The following is a 20,019-nucleotide window of genomic DNA, read 5'->3' as shown; positions in this document are numbered from 1 at the left end:
GCGGTAGTTCAGTCGGTTAGAATACCGGCCTGTCACGCCGGGGGTCGCGGGTTCGAGTCCCGTCCGCTCCGCCACTACTCAAGAAGCCCAGTCTAACGACTGGGCTTTTTTTCGTTCCCGAGACAGCACCCATTTCCCCTCACATCAACACCGCCATCATCCGATCATCGCCCCTGAGAGAGGTTGCCGCTATAATGGCCGCCCTCAAGCAAGGTGGTGGTATGAAAGCAGAGTATCTACAGCGATTCGGGGGCATAGCCCGTCTTTATGGCCAGCGTGCCCTTGGCTCCTTCAGCCAGGCGAAAGTCTGCGTGGTCGGGATCGGTGGCGTCGGCTCCTGGGCGGCCGAGGCGCTGGCTCGGGCTGGCATCAACCAGATCACTCTGATCGACATGGACGACATCTGCATCACCAACACCAATCGCCAGATCCACGCCATGCAGGGGACGGTCGGCCGTCTCAAGACGGAGGTGATGGCCGAGCGCATCCGTGCCATCAACCCGGATTGCGAGGTGATCGAGGTGGATGACTTCGTCACCGCCGACAACCTGGGCGAGCATATCAAGCGGGAGTTTGACTATGTGGTGGATGCCATCGACTCGGTCAAGGCCAAGGTGGCGCTGATTGCCTTCTGCAAGCGCAACAAGATCCCGGTGATTGTGGCGGGCGGTGCCGGCGGGCAGATGGACCCGACCCAGATCACCGTGGCCGACCTGGCCAAGACCATTCAGGATCCGCTGGCCGCCAAGGTGCGCTCCGACCTGCGCCGGCTACACAACTTCAGCAAGAACCCGGCGCGCAAATTCGGGGTGGAGTGTGTCTTCTCAACCGAGCAGCTGAGTTATCCGGATGGCAATGGCGGCACCTGCCAGGCCAAGGCGGCCAGCGACGGCAATATGAAGATGGATTGCGCCTCCGGCTTTGGTGCCGTGACGCCGGTGACGGCCACCTTTGGCTTGGTTGCCGCGTCCCGGGTATTGAAGAAGATTGCCGAGCGCGGGGCCCGTGCCGAGAAAGAGGCTGGAAAGGAAGAAGTAGGGTCGATTGGTGAAGCCTGATCGACCACTGAACCAGGCGGGTTAGACTGCCTGCTCCCGGATTGCCAGCACGATTGCCCTGAGCCCGTTGCCTCGCGACGGGCTCAAGTGTTTCTCAAGCCCCAGTTCGGTGAAATAGCCCTCCATGTCGAAGGAGTGGATCGCCGCTGCGGGTTGGTGGTTGAGCGCCGCCAGCACGATGACGATAAGACCGCGCACGATGCGGGCGTCGGAGTCGCAGGCAAAGTGCCAATTGCCATCCTCACCCACCTCTCCCTTGAGCCAGGCCTGGCTCTCGCACCCTTTCAGGCGGTTCTCTTCCTGCTGCCACTCTGCTGGCAAGGTGGGTAGCAGTTTGCCGAGCTGTATGATGAGGCGGTACTGGTTCTCCCAGCCGTTCGCCGCCGCAAACTGCTGTCGGATGGTATCGGCATCGGGCTCAAGGCCGATCCGGGTATAGGTTGCGAGGCTGTTCATAGGGTTGTCTGCCTTAGAAGAAGTCACGGAGTTTGTGCAGGGCGGCCAGCAGGGCGTCCACGTCGTCCCGGTTGTTGTAGCAGGCCAGGGAGGCACGCATCGTGCCGCCGATACCGAGCGATTCCATCAGCGGCATGGCGCAGTGGTGGCCGACCCGCAGGGCTATGCCCTGCATGTCGAGCAGGGTGGCGGCATCTTGCGGGTGGATGTCGTCCAGCAGGAAAGAGACCGCGCCGGCGCGCTGACCGGGTTCGCCGACCAGACGCAGCCCTGGCACCTGTTGCAGTCCGGCAACCAGATAGTCGGTCAGCGCCGCTTCATGGCTGGCCAATGAATCCTTGTCCTGCTCCATCACAAAGCCGATGGCTGCAGCCAGGCCGATGGCGCCGGCAATATGGGGGGTGCCCGCCTCGAACTTGAAGGGCAGGGTGTTGAAGGTGGTGCCGCTGAAGCTGACCCTGTCGATCATCTCGCCGCCGGCCTGCCAGGGGGGCATCCGTTCCTGCAGTGCAGTGTGACCCCAGAGCACGCCGATGCCGGTCGGGCCATAGAGCTTGTGGCCGGAGAAGGCGTAGAAGTCGCAGCCGATAGCCTGCACATCCACCTCGAGATGGGCCACCGCCTGGGCGCCGTCGATGAGGCTCAGGGCCCCGACCGCCTTGGCCGCTGCCACCATCTCTTTGACTGGATTGACGGTGCCAAGGGCATTGGAGACGTGAGCCACGCTCACCAGTCGGGTACGTGGTCCCAGCAGGGCCAGATAGGCAGCCATGTCGAGATCGCCCCGCTCATCGAGGGGGATGACCCGGATGACGGCACCGGTACGCTGGGCGACCAGCTGCCAGGGGACGATATTGGCGTGATGCTCCAGGGTGCTGAGCACGATTTCATCCCCCGCCCTCAGCTCGCTCATCCCCCAGCTCTGGGCCACCAGATTGATCGCCTCCGTGGTGCCACGGGTCCATATCACTTCGTGGCTGCGAGGGGCATTGATAAAGCGGGCAACCGTCCCGCGGGCATCTTCGAAGGCGCGTGTGGCCCGGCCGCTCAGGGCATGGGCGGCGCGGTGCACGTTGGCATTGTCGGCCCGATAGTAGTGATTGATCGCATCCAGCACGGCTTGCGGTTTCTGGGTGGTGGCGGCGTTGTCCAGATAGACCAGAGGGTGGCCGTTCACCTCCTGCGCCAAGGCTGGAAACTGGCCGCGCAGCCGGTCGTGCTGTTGCTGATTCATGCTCCCCTCATCTCGTCTGGAAAAGTCGGTCATGATCCGGAAAATGGCCGGCAAACACAAGATGAAGTGGCGGGATCCCGTGCCCGGTTTCGGCTGCCTGCGGGATCTCTGCTACAATGCCGCCCCTCATCATAAGCCAAGAGATCCGGCCCATGAAGCTCAACCCCAATCAGAACGAAGCGGTCAAGTATGTCTCCGGCCCTTGCCTGGTGCTGGCGGGTGCCGGATCGGGCAAGACCCGCGTCATCACCAACAAGATTGCCTATCTGGTACAGCAGTGCGGCTACAACGCACGCAACATAGCGGCGGTCACCTTTACCAACAAGGCGGCGCGGGAGATGAAGGAGCGGGTCGGTCAGACCCTCGGTCGCAAGGAGGCGCGGGGGCTGATGGTCTCCACCTTCCACACTCTGGGGCTTGAGATCATCCGCCGCGAGCACAAGAGCCTGAATCTCAAGGCCAATTTTTCCCTGTTCGACGATACCGACCAGCTGGCGCTGCTGAAAGAGCTGACCGAGGCGGAGCTCGATAACGACAAGGACAAGCTCTCGGCCCTCATCAGCCAGATCTCCAACTGGAAGAACGACCTCATCCTGCCGGCTCGCGCCATGCGCATCGCCCGCGGCCCGGAAGAGGTGCTGATGGCCCAGCTCTACGAGCGTTATCACCGCCAGATGGTGGCCTACAACGCGCTGGATTTTGACGACCTCATCGTGATGCCGACCCTGCTGCTCAAGAGCAATCAGGAGGTGCGCGAGCGCTGGCAGAACAAGATCCGCTATCTGCTGGTCGACGAATACCAGGACACCAACACCAGCCAGTACGAGCTGGTGAAGCAGATCGTCGGCGAGCGGGCCCGCTTCACCGTGGTGGGGGACGACGACCAGTCCATCTACTCCTGGCGCGGTGCCAAGCCGCAGAACCTGGTGCTGCTGAACGAAGATTTCCCCAATCTGCGGCTCATCAAGCTGGAGCAGAACTACCGCTCCAAGCGGCGTATTCTCAAGTGCGCCAACATCCTGATCGCCAATAATCCCCATGTCTACGACAAGGCGCTCTTCTCCGAGCTGGACGAGGGGGTGAAGCTCAAGGTGCTGTTTGCCAAGAATGAGGAGCACGAGGCGGAGCGTATCGCCGCCGAGCTGATGGGCCACAAGTTCATGAACCGCACCCGGTTCAAGGATTACGCGATCCTCTATCGGGGCAACCATCAGTCGCGCATCTTCGAGAAGGCGCTGATGACCAACCGCATTCCCTACCGTATCTCGGGCGGTACCTCATTTTTCTCCCGCACCGAGATCAAGGACATCATGGCCTACCTCAAGCTGCTAGTTAACCCGGATGAGGACACTGCCTTCCTGCGGGTAGTCAACCTGCCGCGCCGCGAGATAGGCCCCACTACCCTCGAAAAACTGGGCCAGTACGCCAACCAGCGCGGCAAGAGCCTGTTTGCCGCCAGCTTCGAGCTGGGGCTGGAGCAACACCTCTCCGGGCGCGGTCTATCCGCCCTGCAGGCCTTCACCAACTGGCTGGTGAGGCTTGGCGATCAGGTGCTGCGCGGCAATCCGGTGGAGGCGGTACGGGACATGATCAAGGAGATCCACTACGAGGAGTGGCTCTATGAGACCTCCCCCAGTCCGAAGGCGGCGGAGATGCGGATGCAAAACGTCTCCACCCTTTATCGCTGGATCAGCGAGATGCTGGAGGGGGACGAGCTGGAAGAGTCGATGACGCTTGCACAGGTGGTTACCCGGCTCACCCTGCGGGACATGATGGAGCGCAACGAAGGGGAGGATGAGGCGGATCAGGTGCAGCTGATGACCCTACACGCCTCCAAGGGGCTGGAATTTCCCTATGTCTACATGGTGGGCATGGAGGAGGGGCTGCTGCCCCACCAGACCAGCATCGACGAGGATAATGTGGAGGAGGAGCGGCGCCTCGCCTACGTGGGGATCACCCGGGCCCAGACCGAGCTGACCTTTACTCTCTGCAAGGAGCGCCGCCAGTTTGGCGAGTCGGTGCGGCCGGAGCCGAGCCGCTTCCTGCTGGAGCTGCCCCAGGATGACCTGGAGTGGGAAAACCAGAAGAAGGTGACGGCCGAGGAGCGCCAGCAGAAGGGGCAGGTTGGTGTCGCCAACCTGCGGGCCCTGTTCAAGAAGGATTGAGGTCGGAAGGCTTGGTCTCTCGAGAAGCCTGACCCAGCAGAGGGGGAATATCGGCTCCCGGCAGCGGGGGCGAGATATGGCGCCCTTGCCCGAGGGCGCAGCCAAGCTCGATGAGCTTTTGCAACTGCTGCTGATTTTCGATCCCCTCGACCACCAGGGTGAAGTCGAGGTCCTGGCAGATGTCCCGCATGGCGCGGATAAGCGCCAGATCCTTGGGGGAGTTCAACATGCGATGGGTGAAGCTGTCGTCCACCTTGATGTAATCCACTGGGAAGTGAAACAGGGCGTTGAGGGAAGAGAAGCCGGTGCCGAAGTCATCCAGGCTGACCTGGATCCCTTTCGCCCTCAGTTCATGCAGGGCAGTGAGGGAGTCGGCACTCTGCCGGGAGAGCTCGCGTTCGTTGAACTCAAAGATGAAACATGCGGGGATGACACCCTCCTCCTCCATGATGGTGAGCAGTTGCATGATCTGCTCGTGGCTGGCCAGGTGCTTGCCGGAGAGGTTGATGGCTATCCTGAAACGACCGACCCCGGAGGCGGGTTGCCAAAGCTTCAGTTGCTGGCAGGTGCGCTTGAGGATCTGGCGGTCCAGATCCTGAATGAGGCCGCACTGTTCCGCCAGAGGAATGAAGTCGAATGCATCCTTGAGCTCCCCTTCCTCCGTTATCCAGCGCGCCATCACCTCCAGTCCGACCAGGCGGCTGTCACACAGCCTGATCACCGGCTGGAAGTAGGGCACAATCCGCCCTTCCCGCAAGGCTCTGAAGAGCCGCTCTTCCGGTGACCCCGCCTGTTCGGTACAGGCCTCCGAATACATGACGATGCGGCTGCGGCCGTTACGCTTGGCCTGGTACATGGCGAGGTCTGCCTGGTGCAGCAGTTCACTGACATCGGCCGTTTGCTCCGTCACGTTGGCGACCCCCAGACTGACGGTGATGGTCAGTTCGTTGCCCTGGAGCCGGAACGGATGGCCGATACGGCCAATCAGGCGATTGAGCACGGGGCTGATGTCCTCTTCCCGCTGGCTGTTGTCAAGATAGATGACGAATTCGTCCCCTCCGAGCCTCGCCACCATGTCATTTTGCCGGATGCAGCCTTGCAGCCTGCTGCCCAGCTCCTGCAGCAACTGATCGCCGGCACTGTGGCCCAGGGCGTCATTGACCTGCTTGAAGTGATCCACATCGACGAAAATCAGGGTGAAGCCGGCTGTCTGGTAACGGCGGTAGCGGGTCATGGCATGATGCAGGTGATTCATCAGCAGCGCCCGGTTTGGCAACTGGGTCAGCGGGTCGTGCAGGGCATTGAACTGGAGCCGCCGCTCCAGCTCCTGATGATGCTTGAGCCGTTTCTGCAACCTCAAGTTGGTTTGGCGCAGCTGTTGGAGTCGCTGGTTGATGGACTCCTCCGAGTTGAGCTCATCGAGTTGCTGTCGCACCCTTTTGAGCTCCAGCAACAGGGTCAGCTGATGGCGCAGGAAATCGAGGAACAGCCTGTCATCGGTTTCCAGAGGCCGGGTCATGTTGAGGATGAGGTGGGCAAAGTATTGCTGCTGCTGGCGCAGGGGCAGGCTGTACCAGTAAAGTCCCTCTTCATGGCGCTCTACGCTGTTGGTGCTGTGGCACATGGCCCGAATGATGTCATCGTCGTATGTCAGGTGTGGTGGATAGAGTCGCTCCAGTCGCTGGTTTTCCAGCCGGATCAGCAACATGTCGCTGACCGAGAGCATCTGGCGCAACACAGCTTCCAACTGGGCAAACAGGGCATGCTGAGGCAGGTTGTGAGCCAGGCGCATCACTCGGCCGATCTTCTCGATTTTCTCCTGCCACTGGGGATCCCGCTGCATGAGAGGGGAAGCCTGCCCCGCCAGCTGGGTACCGGTCTGGGTTTCGTGCAGGCGTTTGGCCAGGCACTCCAGCAGCAGCCTCAGGGTGGGTGCCTGATCCGGGGTGCTGCGTGCCAGCAACCACTGCACGTCGATATGCTCCACAGGCTGCACGCACCAGCCCTGACCTTCATCGAGCCGGGTGAGCTGTTCGGTGAGGCGAGGTTCTTCCCGTCCCAATTGTTGCTTGAACACGTCGGGAAGCTGATAGGTGTAGCGCCAGTTCAGCCCCCCGTCGGCCAGCCCCAGCATGGCGAAATGTTGCAGAGGGCAGAGTGTGTCCAGCATACCGACCAGTCGGGCGTAATCCTCGGGGGAGGCAATGCCGGGGGCGGGAAAATCCATGATGGAGGAGACGACCGCCAGCAAGGAGTGCGAGTCTGGCGGTGTGGTGGGCTGAACTGACATGCAACACTCCCGAAAAAACTTACCTTCAAGCGTAGTCGGAAGTGATGGGATTGAAAGGGCTGCAAGAGGAGCCCTTTCAATTACTTAGAGCTTGTCGATCATGTAGTGAATGGCGTTCTCGATCTCTTCGTCACTGCAGGTGGCGCAGGTCCCCCGCGGTGGCATCATGCCAGCCTTGCCGGTGAAGCCTTCGATGGCGTGTTTGCGCAAGGTGTCGAATCCCTGGGCGATGCGTGGCTCCCAGGCGGCCTTGTCACCTCGCTTGGGGGCGCCAGCGGCACCGGTATCATGGCAGGCGAAGCAGGCACCCTTGAACACGGTCTCGCCGTCACGTGGGCCGGAGGAGGCTGCCGCAGGCGCGGCCGCCGCGGTCGCAATGCCTTCCAGATCCTTGGCGGTATAAACCTGGCCAACCGGGGCAATACGCTCGGCGATGGCCTCTGTCGACATGTCATCGGCGGCAAGGACGGCGCCGGACAGAGTGGCGGCCGCCATCCCGGCAGCCAGCAAATAGCTCAGTTTTTTCAACACGCTCATGTACTCCCAGCAGGCTCTTATTATCCCCAGAAAACGACGGGATTATAACCGAATAGTTACAGCCATTTAAACGCTTGTGTGTGAAGTGTTAAGCAATCTGCAAACAAAGTGGCAGAGCGGGAAGGGGTGATGCCAAATAAAAAAACCCGGCATACGCCGGGTGTAGTGAGGCTGAACAAAATAGGGCGCGCTGATTGCCCAGGCGCCCCTCGCGTGTCCTCAATCCCAGTTCAGGATCACCTTGCCGGACTTGCCCGAGCCCATGGCTTCGAAGCCCTGCTGGAAGTCATCGATATGGAAATGGTGGGTGATGATGGGGCTGAGATCCAGGCCAGACTGGATGAGGCTTGCCATCTTGTACCAGGTTTCGAACATTTCGCGGCCGTAGATCCCCTTGATGAAGAGTCCCTTGAAGATCACCTTGCCCCAGTCGATGGCCATGGTGGAGGGAGGAATGCCGAGCATGGCGATTTTGCCGCCGTGGTTCATCTTGTCGATCATGTCCTGGAAGGCGCTGGGTACCCCGGACATCTCCAGCCCCACATCGAACCCTTCGGTCATGCCGAGATCTTCCATGACATCGGAGAGCTTCTCTTTGGCCACGTTGACGGCACGGGTGGCGCCCATCTTGCGGGCCAGTTCCAGCCGGTATTCGTTGACGTCGGTGATCACCACGTGACGGGCGCCAACGTGACGGCAGACGGCAGCGGCCATGATGCCGATGGGGCCTGCGCCGGTGATGAGCACGTCTTCACCCACCAGATCGAAGGAGAGGGCGGTGTGCACGGCGTTGCCGAACGGATCGAAGATGGCGGCCAGCTCATCGGGGATGTTGTCCGGCAGCTTGAAGGCGTTGAAGGCCGGGATCACCAGGTATTCGGCGAAGGAACCCGGGCGGTTCACACCCACACCAATGGTGTTGCGGCACAGGTGGGTGCGACCGGCACGGCAGTTGCGGCAGTGGCCGCAGGTGATGTGGCCTTCGCCGGAGACGCGATCGCCGATGGCGAAGCCGCGCACTTCCTGGCCGACGGCGACCACCTCTCCCACATACTCGTGCCCCACCACCATGGGGACGGGAATGGTCTTCTGGGCCCACTCGTCCCAGTTGTAGATGTGCATGTCGGTGCCGCAGATGGCGGTCTTGCGGATCTTGATGAGCAGATCGTTGTGGCCGAGCTCGGGAGCCGGGACATCAGTCATCCAGATGCCGACTTCGGATTTGAGTTTGGAGAGTGCTTTCATGACAGATTCCTCACGGCGCCATGCCGGGTACAGAGGGTAATAAAATGGGGCCCAACCTTGGCCCCCGTTTTAATCAGCCAGCCATGTGATCAAATCACACCGAGCTCGCGACCGATGCGAATGAAGGCATCGATCGCCTTGTCCAGTTGCTCCCGGGTATGGGCGGCGGACATCTGGGTCCGGATGCGCGCCTGACCCTTGGGTACCACGGGGAAGGAGAAGCCCACCACGTAGATACCGGCGTCCAGCATGCGGCTCGCCATCTCGGCGGCCAGTTTGGCATCCCCCAGCATGACCGGAATGATGGCGTGATCGGCACCGGCCAGGATAAAGCCGGCGGCGCTCATGCGCTCGCGGAAGTAGGCACTGTTCTCCTTGAGGCGGGCACGCAGGTCGTGACCCTCGGCCAGCATGTCGATCACCTTGATGGTGGCCGAGACGATGGAGGGTGCCAGGGAGTTGGAGAAGAGGTAGGGACGGGAGCGCTGACGCAACCAGTCGATCACCTCTTTCTTGCCGGATGTGTAGCCACCGGACGCGCCACCCAGCGCCTTGCCCAGAGTACCGGTGATGATGTCGACCCGTTCCATCACCTCGCAGTATTCGTGGGTGCCGCGGCCGTTCTCGCCGATGAAGCCGACGGCGTGGGAGTCATCCACCATCACCAGCGCATCGTACTTGTCGGCCAGATCGCAGATGGATTTGAGGTCGGCGATGACGCCATCCATGGAGAAGACACCGTCGGTGGCGATCAGCTTGAAGCGGGCGCCGTCGGCATCGGCCTGCTTGAGCTGGGCTTCCAGTTCGGCCATGTCGTTGTTGGCGTAGCGATAGCGCCTGGCCTTGCACAACCGCACCCCATCGATGATGGAGGCATGGTTGAGGGCGTCGGAGATGATGGCGTCTTCGGCACCGAACAGGGTCTCGAACAGACCGCCGTTGGCGTCGAAGCAGGAGGAGTAGAGGATGCTGTCTTCGGTGCCGAGGAAGGCGGACAGCTTCTGCTCCAGCGCCTTGTGCTGGTCCTGGGTACCGCAGATGAAGCGCACGGAGGCCATGCCGAAGCCGTGGCTCTCGAGCCCCTGATGGGCGGCGGCAATCAGGTCGGGGTGGTTGGCCAACCCCAGGTAGTTGTTGGCACAGAAGTTCAGTACCTGCTCGCCGCCCACCGCAATCTGGGCCTGCTGGGCCGAGGTGATGATGCGCTCCTGCTTGTATAGCCCTTCCGCCTTGACCTGTTCGAGCTGTTCGGTCAGGTGACGATAGAATCCGTTAGACATCCTCGGTCCTCATTGCTGTATCGACTGTGTTATCAGGATCCCGGGCCGTGCAACCCGCACAGTTCGGCGTCGTCACGGTCGCGACGAAACGCCGACAGACCCTAGAATGGGCAACATTTTACTGTAATCCCTGCGTATAAATTCAAATTTTTATGCTGATAATCAACAATTGTGAAACAGATCTCACCCGGCTGGTTGGGCCAGTTGGTGATAATGTTGCTCCAGTTGATGTATCTGGGGGGCCACCTGTGGCTGCACGTAGGGGCGCAGCAAAAACAGCACCCGCAAGACCCCCTGGTAGAGCAGGGGTTTGGTGATGCGGGTGGCCGGGGCCTGGGCAATCTGGAACGGGATCCAGCAGGTGACGACCATCTTGATGGTCTGGCCGAGATCCGGCAGGTCTTCATCGCTGACGGCGATGATGCCGCCTTCGCGCAGGCTTCTGAGCAGCGTCTCCACGGTGGCACGGAGCTGCTCCTGTGCCTTGAGGTATTTCTGCTGCAGCAGCTCGTCGCGACTCAGGATGTCCGGCAGATTCGCGTAGAAGAAGCGGAACTGCCACATCAAATAGAAGATGGCATCCAGGTAGCCCATCAGATCCTCCAGCCGGATCTCGCTGCTGCGGATCGGAGTGAAGCTGTCGCTCAGGTGGCGGGCGTACTGATCGAAGATGGAGTGGATGATGTCTTCTTTGTTTCTGAAGTGGTAGTAAAGGTTGCCCGGGCTGATGCCAAGGTGTGCGGCAATGTGGTTGGTGGTAATGTTGCGCTCGCCCTGATCGTTGAACAGCTCGGTGGCGCTGTGGATGATCCTGTCTCTGGTCTTCATCGCTGGTCCCTCTGCCGGGCCCGAAGGGGAAAAGTCATCGAGGTCGAATCCCCTTGCGGCCCGTGATAAACTTTTCGGCAATTTCAAATTGGCCCACTATACACAGCTTTAACAGGCAGTCACACGGGGCCACAACGTACGCGAGGCAAACTCCATGATCGTAGTAACTGGCGGTGCTGGCTTTATCGGCAGCAATCTGGTCAAGCAGCTGAACGCTCAAGGACGGACCGATATCGTGGTCATCGATGACCTGACCGACGGCACCAAGTTCGTCAACCTGGTCGACCTCACCATCGCCGACTACATGGACAAGGACGAGTTCCAGGCGCGGATTGTCTCCGGTGACGAATTCGAGGAGTGGGATGACGGCATCGAGGTGATCTTCCACGAAGGCGCCTGCTCCGCGACCACCGAGTGGAACGGCAAGTTCATCATGGAGGTCAACTACGAGTACTCCAAGGATCTGTTCCACTACTGCATCGAACGGGAAATCCCCTTCATCTACGCCTCTTCCGCCGCGACCTATGGCGGGCGCAACGACAACTTCATCGAAGACCCGAGGTTCGAGCAGCCCCTCAACGTCTACGGCTACTCCAAGCAGCTGTTCGATCAGTACGTGCGTCGCTGGATGCCGGAGATCAACTCCCAGGTGGTGGGTCTCAAGTACTTCAACGTCTATGGTCCCCGCGAGCAGCACAAGGGCTCCATGGCGTCCGTGGCCTTCCACCTCAATACCCAGGTGAAGCAGGGTGACAATCCCAAGCTGTTCGAGGGCTGTGACGGCTTCCCGGATGGCGGCCAGATGCGCGACTTCATCTACGTGGACGACGTCTGCAAGGTGAACCTCTGGTTCTGGCAGAATCCGCAGCACTCCGGCATCTTCAACTGCGGCACCGGCCGTGCCGAGCCGTTCCAGAACGTGGCGGAAGCCGTGATCAGGCATCACCAGAAAGGCGCCATCGAATACATTCCCTTCCCGGATCACCTCAAGGGTCGCTACCAGAGCTTCACCCAGGCGGATCTCACCAAGTTGCGCGGCGTCGGCTATGACGGCGAGTTCAAGACTGTGGCCGAAGGCGTGGCCGATTACATGGCCTGGTTGAACCGATGAACGCTCCGGCAAATGTGGTTGCTCCGGGTAGTGTATTGCAGATCTGCCTTTCTCAGGGTTGGGGGGGGTTGGAGATGTACCCTATCCGGGTCGGCAAGGGGCTGGTGGAGCGGGGTTGGCACGTGTTCGGGCTGGCTCTTGCCGGTAGCCGCATCGCTACCGATATGCGCGCTGCTGGTCTGGAGGTGTTCGAGGTCGCTTCACGTGGCCAGGCCATACTGCGTCTGCCTGCGCTGCTGCGCTGGATGAAGCAAAGTGGCATCCAGATCGTGCACTGCCACAAGTCCAGCGATCTGCTATTGGCCGTACTACTTGGCACTTTTTCCTCCTTTCGCCTCATTTTCACCGAGCATATGGGCTCGAAACGGCCGAAGAAGGATCCACTGCATCGCTGGATCTACGGCAAGGTCGATAGGGTGCTCTCCATCAGTGATGAGACACTGAGGCGCAATCGCGCCTCCTTACCGCTCCCCGCCGAGCGTATTCAGCGGCTGTGGCTGGGCACCGAGTTGACCTCTTGCCAGGAAGAGCCAGCCCTTATTCGTGGTGAGCTGAGTATTGCTGATGGCCTCCTGATCGGCATGGTTGGGCGCTTCAGCCCCGGTAAAGGCCAGCGTGAATTACTCGAAGCCTTTGCGCTGCTGCGCACCGAATTTACCGATCTCCAACTGCTGCTGGTGGGGGGGACGCTTGCCACCGAGGGGGCTGATGAGCCCTTCGTCACTGAGCTGGAGCGCGACATTGCCCAACGTCAACTCGGTGGTGCGGTGCATTTTTCCGGCTTCCGACGAGATACCGCCCGCATGTTGCAGGCGATGGATGTGGTGGTGATCCCTTCTCACAACGAGGCCTTCGGCCTCACCGTGATCGAGGCTATGGCTGCTGGCAAACCCATCGTCGGCGCCACTACCGGCGCGGTGCCAGAAGTGTTAGGTGGCGTGGGGCTGTTAGCCGATCCGTTGCAGCCACAAGCTATCGCTGGGCAGATCAAGGTACTGCTGCGAGATTCTGAATTAAATTATCGCTTGGGGAAATTGGCCCGTGAACGGGCAGAACAAGAATTTGGTATGTCTCGGCATTTGGATGCATTGTGTAACTACTATCGAGAGAGCTGATATTTTCTATGGATAAATTGTCATGATATTGGCCAGTCCTGTAATTCCACCGTGGCGTGCGAATATATTACATAACTTAGTGCAAGTCGCAGTATTTTTATTTGGTGCGTTAACATTGGCCATTCCGAGCGGATATTCCTATGGGCCCGCTATATTGTTGATAGCTAGTATCTATATTATTTTTATGAAGCGTTCAGCATGGGGGCTATCTTGTGAATTAAAGTTTATCGGGCTTAGTTTGTTGCTCTATTTTCTGGTCATGGCTATCTCAGTCTGGTGGGATGGTGGAAAGATCAGTGAAATCGATAGGGCAAGCAGAGCGTTGATGGCTGCTGCCATGTTGCCATTATTAGCCAACGTACCGGTGCGTCCCCTTCTGTTACTGTCAGGTTGTGGTGTCGGTGCACTCCTCGCATTTGGTGTCGCAATTTATGACAAGTTGTTCTTGGGTTACGAGCGGGCATTTGACGATATGATGCCACTTCAGAGTGGCAATATTGCCATGTCGCTTGGGCTTTTTTGCCTCTGTGGCTTGCTGTGGGCTCAGAAGAAGGGAAAGTTGGGATTCTCGCTCTTTATGGTGTTGGGAACCTGTGCAGGAATGGGAGCCAGTTTCCTTTCGGGTACCCGCGGTGGCTGGGTCTTGCTACCCGTCATCCTGTTAACCATCGGAATATTGTTTAAAGAATGCCTATATCGTAAGAGCACCATTGCCATGCTTATGGGAGCTCTGTTGTGCAGTGTTTTTCTCATTGCTCAACCACAGAGTGGTGTGGAGGAACGAATCGAGCTGGCTCAACGAGACATCAGCCAATATCTAGACAAGACAAATCTCAATACCTCGCTTGGCATGAGATTTCAGCTGTGGCGGAGCGCATGGCAGAGCTTCACCGAAAAACCGCTATTTGGTTGGGGAAACCATGGAGTTCGAGAGTCTCAGCAAGCGCAGCTGGCTCGTGGAGAGATCAGTCAGTTTATGTATGACTTCAACGCCCATGCCCATAACCAGTTCCTTGATGAAATGGCAAAGCGAGGTATAGTCGGCCTTGGTACCTTGCTTCTGATGATGTTGACCCCGTTATTTCTGGTAAAGCGACGCCTGCGTCAACCCCATAATGTTGATGTGCATTGTGGGGCGGCATTAATGACTGTTACTGTTTTTTCAACGATCGATTTTTGCCTGAGTCAGGCATTTCTCAGCCATAACTCTGGGATCAGTTTTTTCGTCGCTGCCTTAGTTATAACTTCATCCATAGTTTTTGGATTACATGATGAAAATATACATAATTAGTTTGGTTACATCGACGAGAAAATCGCTAACGAGCTATCTAATCTTGGCTTGGAATCAATGAGAATTATTGGTTTTCTGCAAAGAACCCGAGATCGCATCTATGGATTTTTTTAACGCTCTTGCTTGTGCGCCCTTTATCAACGCTTGAGGCTGAATGAAAATTACGGGTAATCATAATATAAGGTGGACAGATGAAAGCTAGTATAGTAATCGCATTTTATAATAACATTGATTTATTAAAGATCATTCTATCTGCTCTTGATAATCAATATGATAATAATTTTGAAGTTATTATTGCTGATGATGGTTCCAAGGAGGATGTGGTTGCTGAAATATGTCGTATAAAAGCAAATTATAGTTATTCAATAGGTCATGTTTGGCATGAAGATAAAGGTTTTAGAAAAAACAAAATACTAAACAAAGCAGTGCAAGCGACCTCCAATGAATATATAATATTTATTGATGGAGACTGCATTCCTCAAGAGTTTTTTGTCCTCGATCATTTGACCAATGCTGAGAGTGGCGTTTTTTTGAATGGTAGACGAGTAGACTTATCGGCATTTTTTAGTCGAAAAATAACATCTATTAGACCAGAGGTTTTTTTTAAAGAAAACTTGTTTTTGATGTTCGCTGAGTATATTTTTTTCAGAAAAGGAAAGAATGTAGAGAAGGGGTTAAGAGTCACAAGTAGAATATTGAGCTCATGGTTGAATAGAAAAAGAAAAGGAATTATTGGATGTAATTTCTCTCTTTATAAAAAGGATATAATTTATATTAATGGATTTGATGAGAGATATGAGGCTGCTGGAGTTGGGGAGGATACTGATATAGAGTTTAGATTAAAATTGGCAAAATTTAGATGCAAAAACATTTTTTATTTGGCTAATCAACTTCATATTTATCATAAGCAGCTTCCTAGGGATCGTGTGAATGATGATATATATGCCTCGGTAGTTAAGTCTGGGGAGTATTATACCCCATGGGGAATTAATAAATATTGAATTCCTTTAGTAAATGTAGAGCCCATGGTGCGGCCAATTGTTGGTTTGGAGTGCGTATCTTCTCGTCAAAGAAATAAAGCGATCATACAGTTAAATGTACTAACAACCTCGGAGTTGGAATCATAATGTGTCAGCTCAAAAAATACAAAAATTCAACCTTTCAGCAAATTTTAATATTATTACCGCTAACATTTTTTGTGATTTTGTGATTTTTAGCGCATTTTTAACCTGAAATCATTTGCCGCAACAATGAGACAGTTTGAGGTCGACCCTGACGATAAAACGAATTGCGTAAAAACCATCACTTGGGTCGTTGGGTATTCATTTAATAGATAAAAAGTATTTTTGGTTCATAACAAAACACTCACATTCACTCTGGATAAAAATGTATCAAACTAGGATCAGATTATTGCTTCGAATCACATTTTGCCAGCTATTTTGGTTAGTTGCTATTTTGTGTGGGGCTCGTTTGGTTATGATCTGTGTGTTCGTTGAGCCAATTCAATTGGTTGCTAAACAGGCAGATATTTTGCGTATGTGGCATATCGGTGTGCGCTATGACCTACGTGTTGCGGGGATGGCGGTTGCGCCCTTCCTAGTGTTGGGGCTGGGACTTGCCAGTTGGAGCAAGGGCTGGGGGTATTTGTGGCGTAGTTTGCCAGTATGGGGGGGGATAACGGCGTTTATCATGGCTAGTGCCGCCATCGGCAATTATTTCTATTACCAGACCTATCACAATCATATCGATGTATTTGCCTTCGGGCTGGTTAACGATGATACCCGTGCGGTGTTGGCTAATTTGTGGCAGGACTATCCGGTTATGAAAGGGGTTATCGCCGCTATCCTGTTGGCGTTCCCTCCTGTTTGGTTCAGTTATCGTATCCGCTCGATGTCGTTGCGGCCTTGGTCGAGCGCGCTGTTCTGGGGGGTATTGGTTCTCTCTGTCGTGTTGGTCGCCATTGCCGCGCGCGGCAGCGTGGGGACCTTTCCCCTGCGTCGCGGCAATGCGCAAATTTCCGATCTGACGGTGCTCAATAAATTGACCCCCAACGGCCTGATGGCGATCGACTGGGCCATCAAAGATCACCTGGCGGATATTCGTTTTGAGAGGGTCGATGCCGCAGAGAAAGTAAAGCTGCTCGGTGTCACGGGGCTTGATTCACTGATTGGGCGAACATCGATTAATACCTGGCTGGCCGACAATAAGCCCCATGTGGTGATGAACCTGATGGAAAGTTTTGGCAGTAACATGCTGGCGCTGGATGAACCGGGTAAAAACGATCTGCTAGGGAGTCTGCGGGAGCCGTTCAATCAGGATTTCATCTTCAAACGTTTCGTGTCGGAGGGTAATGGCACGGCCCCTTCTCTGGCTGCGCTGTTTTTCCACAGCCCAATGGAGAATCTAAGCCACTCTTCAGCACAATCCAAGGTGCTGACGGGTACGCCATTCTCCATTTATAAGCAGGCGGGTTATCGGGTTGTCTTCATTTCGCCAGGCAATATGATGTGGCGCAATCTGGTCAATTATTTACCAGTGCAGGGGGTTGATGCGTTATATGACCAGAATGCCTTGTTGGAGATGTATCCCGAGTCGGCCAAGGAAATGACGGATTGGGGCTTACCCGATGAATATGCCTACCGGTTAGCTGAGCAACTGCTCAAAGAGGCCAAACAGCCGCTCTTTATCAGCATCCTGACCGTGACGAACCATCCTCCCTATGTGGTGCCGTCCCATTATGTGCCACGGCCGGTTGCCGTGACCGACGGAGTGCGGCGTCACGCCGAAGAGGGGCAGATCGATCAGCTCAATATTCTACGCACCTACCAATATGCAGCGGATGCCTTCGGGCGTTTCGTGGCCGATATCAAGGGCTCGCCACTCGGTACCCATACCCTGATCGCCGCCAGCGGCGATCACCAGATGCGCAGGGTCAAGGCTTATTACCCCGCCGAGCAGATGCTCGATCGGGCGGTGCCTTTCTATCTCTATGTTCCCAAGGCGATCCTCAAGCGGATACCGTGGCGCTTTGAGGCGACGCGCCCCGGCTCCCATAAAGATATCTTCCCGACGCTCTATGCCTTCAGCCTCTCAGATATGCCTTATCAGGCGCTCGGTGGGCGCAATTTGTTGGCGCCACAGGACGATCCGGCACGGGCGTTTGGCTATAACGAGACGGTCTGGATTGATGCTAATGGTGCCTACCCCCTGACCGGCAATCCCGTCAGGTATCCCTGGGTCTCGGGAGAGGATTGGTATCTGGGTGAGGCTGCACAGCCGATCGATGAGGTGCAGCGGCAGCGGATGCAGGCTTATCCGGCATTGCTGCGCTGGCAGCTTAATGCCAGAGTCGCGGGCGTGATCGCCGATGATGAGATCGAGTGAATGTTACCCCTTCACCCATAGAGAGGCACACATGTTCAAGGCTGACTGGCTGTTGCCCTTGCCCGCCGGGCTGGATCAACACCAGGCCATGTGCAACGGCACCGCTGGTCTCACAGGCGTGTCCCTGCTGGCGGCCCTTGGTTATTAGGTGGCTGCCCTGACCGGTCGCCACAAAGAGCAGGGGGGCCATACTGACCGCCTTGGGAGCGAGTCACATAGTGCCGCGCAGCGAATTGCTGGAGCTGGCCAAGCTGCTGGCCCAGATGAACTATGGCGGTCTGCGGTCTGCGGTCTGCGGTCTGCGGTCTAGCGGGCTGCTTCGATCTGCCCACCAGTGTAATGCCTTTCATCCTGCGCAACGTGCGACTGCAGGGTGCATTCGGTGATGTGCCCGCTGGCGCGTCGTCAACTGGCGTAGCGGCGACTGGCGCGGGATTTGCCCGCCAGCCCAGGCGGTGACTGAGATCGGACTGGAGCAGGTGGTGGATGCTGCGAGGCCATCACGCAGGTGAAAATTGCGGGGCGCACGCTGGGGGGGGGGGCTTTAAATGGAGCCAGTTGCGAGCCCCATTATTCTGGATAGACTTTGTAGGCCGGTGCACTATCCAAGGAGAATGAGCATGGGTACGCAGACGCCTGATTTCGATCTCGATGATGACTGGGAGCCGGAATCCTGGGAAGACGAGCTGGAGGAGCTGGATGACGAGAGCTGGCAGGACTATGACCCTCTCGACGATCAGTGACTCCCTGTAACGCCTGAGGGCGGGCCTGGTGCCCGCCCGATTTTTTGTGTGGCGAAGGGGGCAGCCCTTGGTGAGAACGGGGCGGGCTGGTTAGAATGAACTGCTCAAATGACGCTGTACGAGGCAGGCAGCGGCTCAACAACGATTCCAACGACGCCAAGGATGAATATGCGCTCACTCGTCATCATGTTTTGTGCCGCCCTGCTCGGGGGCTGTGTTTCCAACTCCGACGACCCTTGCGAGAAGGTGTGGAGCGACGTGGGAGAGGCGGACGGCAAGCTCGGTTTTGCTGGCGATCGGGTGGCATTTCACCAGACCCAGTGCGGGGAAAAAGTGGACGTTGCCCTTTGGGAGCTGGGTCGCCAGAAGGGGCTGGCCTGGTATTGCCGACCCGAGCATCTCTATCTGGCAGGACGGTCGGGAGAGGAGTATCGCGGCGTCTGTCCCAACGACGTGCAGGCCCGTCGCCTGTTTGAACAGGGTCGCCATGGCTGGACTGATCAATAAATCAGCCTTCCTCTCTCTTCTGAAATCTTGCGTGAACCTCTTCGTGAGAAGAGGGAGCTACCCTTCTTTATGCTTCAGCCGCAGCGGCTGGCACAGGTAATCCTTGTCATTGGCGCTGCGGGCACACTTGCCACACACGAATTTGGGTTTGCGCACAATCTTGCGCAGCGTCTTGAGATCGGCGGGGATCTCGTGACGGCGCCACTCACACAGCGTCTTGTGACCCATGACGTCCTCGACAGTGAATGCAACGGGTGAGAGGGGCAGGACCCGTCATTCCGCACCTGATTTTGCTATTTTCAGTGCTTGACGGCGATCGGCCGTTCTGATCTATTACTCTCTTTTGCAGGTAGATCATCATGGCCGCACCCGCTATCTCGATCCGTAACCTCGATCACCTTGGTTTGGTCGCCGCACTCTGCCAGGAACTGGGCATTGCCCGCATGATCGATGCCTTGCTCCCCAAAACCCCGCCTTTCAAGGTCTCACATGGTGAAGCCTTGGTCGCCATGATAGTGAACGGCCTCGGCTTTCACAGCAGCACCCTGCACATGTTCCCGCAATTCTTCGCTAACAAGCCGGTTGAGCGCCTGATTGGCCCCGGGATCTGTGCTGATGACCTCAATGATGATGTGCTCGGTCGCTGTCTCGATGCCCTCTTTGAGGCCGATGTCAGCGCCTTGTATCAGGTGATGGCGGCGCAAGTTGTCGAGCGGCTGGGGCTCAAAAGCACCGCAGTGCACCTCGATATTACCAGCTTCCACGTCGATGGCGC

At 57.1% G+C, this 20,019-nt stretch carries 18 protein-coding genes and 1 pseudogene; 11 read left to right on the top strand and 8 right to left on the bottom strand.

The annotated features are described in order from the left end of the window. The first annotated feature begins 221 nt into the window (after positions 1-221). Positions 222-1,058, top strand: coding sequence for a tRNA cyclic N6-threonylcarbamoyladenosine(37) synthase TcdA (tcdA, locus tag PG892_RS17410; RefSeq protein ID WP_134997348.1), 837 nt, complete (start codon positions 222-224; stop codon positions 1,056-1,058). A 21-nt stretch (positions 1,059-1,079) separates the two neighbouring features. Here the strand turns inward: tcdA and PG892_RS17405 are convergent, their stop codons facing one another. Together PG892_RS17405 and PG892_RS17400 are read right to left on the bottom strand one after the other, a co-directional pair. After that, positions 1,080-1,514, bottom strand: a complete 435-nt coding sequence (locus PG892_RS17405; protein WP_182976181.1) for a SufE family protein — start codon at positions 1,512-1,514, stop codon at positions 1,080-1,082. A gap of 13 nt (positions 1,515-1,527) precedes the next feature. Continuing rightward, positions 1,528-2,748 (bottom strand): aminotransferase class V-fold PLP-dependent enzyme, encoded by a 1,221-nt coding sequence (locus PG892_RS17400; protein WP_264787102.1) that lies wholly within the window; start codon positions 2,746-2,748, stop codon positions 1,528-1,530. A 152-nt stretch (positions 2,749-2,900) separates the two neighbouring features. Between PG892_RS17400 and rep the strand changes: the two genes are divergently transcribed. Next, positions 2,901-4,913 carry a DNA helicase Rep gene (rep, locus tag PG892_RS17395; protein ID WP_257707592.1) on the top strand — a complete coding sequence of 671 codons (2,013 nt, stop codon included), beginning with the start codon at positions 2,901-2,903 and terminating at the stop codon, positions 4,911-4,913. Here rep and PG892_RS17390 read toward each other — a convergent pair. The 5 genes from PG892_RS17390 to PG892_RS17370 all read right to left on the bottom strand — a co-directional run bounded on the left by PG892_RS17390 (position 4,900) and on the right by PG892_RS17370 (position 11,093). Beyond that, positions 4,900-7,203: a putative bifunctional diguanylate cyclase/phosphodiesterase gene (locus PG892_RS17390; protein ID WP_200163706.1), complete on the bottom strand. Its 2,304-nt coding sequence runs from the start codon at positions 7,201-7,203 to the stop codon at positions 4,900-4,902. The genes rep and PG892_RS17390 overlap by 14 nt on opposite strands. 84 nt (positions 7,204-7,287) lie before the next feature. Continuing rightward, positions 7,288-7,740 (bottom strand): c-type cytochrome, encoded by a 453-nt coding sequence (locus PG892_RS17385; RefSeq protein ID WP_039041132.1) that lies wholly within the window; start codon positions 7,738-7,740, stop codon positions 7,288-7,290. A 219-nt stretch (positions 7,741-7,959) separates the two neighbouring features. Beyond that, positions 7,960-8,985, bottom strand: a complete 1,026-nt coding sequence (gene tdh / locus PG892_RS17380; protein WP_010672427.1) for an L-threonine 3-dehydrogenase — start codon at positions 8,983-8,985, stop codon at positions 7,960-7,962. Between the two features lie 89 nt (positions 8,986-9,074). Next, positions 9,075-10,265, bottom strand: a complete 1,191-nt coding sequence (locus PG892_RS17375; protein WP_043155657.1) for a glycine C-acetyltransferase — start codon at positions 10,263-10,265, stop codon at positions 9,075-9,077. Between the two features lie 183 nt (positions 10,266-10,448). Continuing rightward, positions 10,449-11,093, bottom strand: a complete 645-nt coding sequence (locus PG892_RS17370) for a TetR/AcrR family transcriptional regulator (RefSeq protein ID WP_010672429.1) — start codon at positions 11,091-11,093, stop codon at positions 10,449-10,451. A 154-nt stretch (positions 11,094-11,247) separates the two neighbouring features. Here PG892_RS17370 and rfaD point away from each other — a divergent pair, with 154 nt between their 5' ends. From rfaD to PG892_RS17330, 8 genes and pseudogenes are all read left to right on the top strand, one after another. Next, on the top strand, positions 11,248-12,204 hold the full coding sequence (gene rfaD / locus PG892_RS17365; protein ID WP_010672430.1) for an ADP-glyceromanno-heptose 6-epimerase: 957 nt from the start codon (positions 11,248-11,250) through the stop codon (positions 12,202-12,204). Beyond that, positions 12,201-13,319, top strand: a complete 1,119-nt coding sequence (locus tag PG892_RS17360; RefSeq protein WP_264787104.1) for a glycosyltransferase family 4 protein — start codon at positions 12,201-12,203, stop codon at positions 13,317-13,319. The genes rfaD and PG892_RS17360 overlap by 4 nt, the downstream gene beginning before the upstream one ends. A 22-nt stretch (positions 13,320-13,341) precedes the next feature. Beyond that, the gene (locus tag PG892_RS17355) at positions 13,342-14,610 is read left to right on the top strand and encodes an O-antigen ligase family protein (RefSeq protein WP_264787106.1); all 1,269 of its coding nucleotides are present in this window, start codon (positions 13,342-13,344) and stop codon (positions 14,608-14,610) included. 191 nt (positions 14,611-14,801) lie between these two features. Next, a complete protein-coding gene (locus tag PG892_RS17350; protein ID WP_270825614.1) occupies positions 14,802-15,611 on the top strand; it encodes a glycosyltransferase in 810 nt (269 codons plus the stop codon). Positions 15,612-16,086: 475 nt separating this feature from the next. Beyond that, a complete protein-coding gene (locus tag PG892_RS17345) occupies positions 16,087-17,994 on the top strand; it encodes an LTA synthase family protein (RefSeq protein ID WP_234925622.1) in 1,908 nt (635 codons plus the stop codon). Positions 17,995-18,031: 37 nt separating this feature from the next. Then, positions 18,032-18,577: pseudogene (locus PG892_RS17340) on the top strand (hypothetical protein); the annotation flags it as partial. Positions 18,578-18,614: 37 nt separating this feature from the next. Continuing rightward, the gene (locus PG892_RS17335; protein ID WP_010672437.1) at positions 18,615-18,737 is read left to right on the top strand and encodes a hypothetical protein; all 123 of its coding nucleotides are present in this window, start codon (positions 18,615-18,617) and stop codon (positions 18,735-18,737) included. 162 nt (positions 18,738-18,899) lie between these two features. After that, positions 18,900-19,244 (top strand): DUF2799 domain-containing protein, encoded by a 345-nt coding sequence (locus tag PG892_RS17330; RefSeq protein ID WP_080560357.1) that lies wholly within the window; start codon positions 18,900-18,902, stop codon positions 19,242-19,244. 57 nt (positions 19,245-19,301) lie between these two features. Here PG892_RS17330 and PG892_RS17325 read toward each other — a convergent pair whose 3' ends face one another. Further along, a complete protein-coding gene (locus PG892_RS17325; RefSeq protein WP_010672439.1) occupies positions 19,302-19,472 on the bottom strand; it encodes a hypothetical protein in 171 nt (56 codons plus the stop codon). Positions 19,473-19,603: 131 nt separating this feature from the next. Between PG892_RS17325 and PG892_RS17320 the strand changes: the two genes are divergently transcribed. Then, on the top strand, positions 19,604-20,019 hold a 416-nt coding region (locus PG892_RS17320; RefSeq protein WP_270809313.1), incomplete at its 3' end, for an IS1634 family transposase.

It is taken from the genome of Aeromonas sp. QDB68, assembly GCF_027707405.1.
Lineage (GTDB): Bacteria > Pseudomonadota > Gammaproteobacteria > Enterobacterales > Aeromonadaceae > Aeromonas > Aeromonas caviae.
The sequence above is the reverse complement of the archived record's forward strand: the minus strand, read 5'-3'. Positions and strand labels throughout refer to the sequence as shown.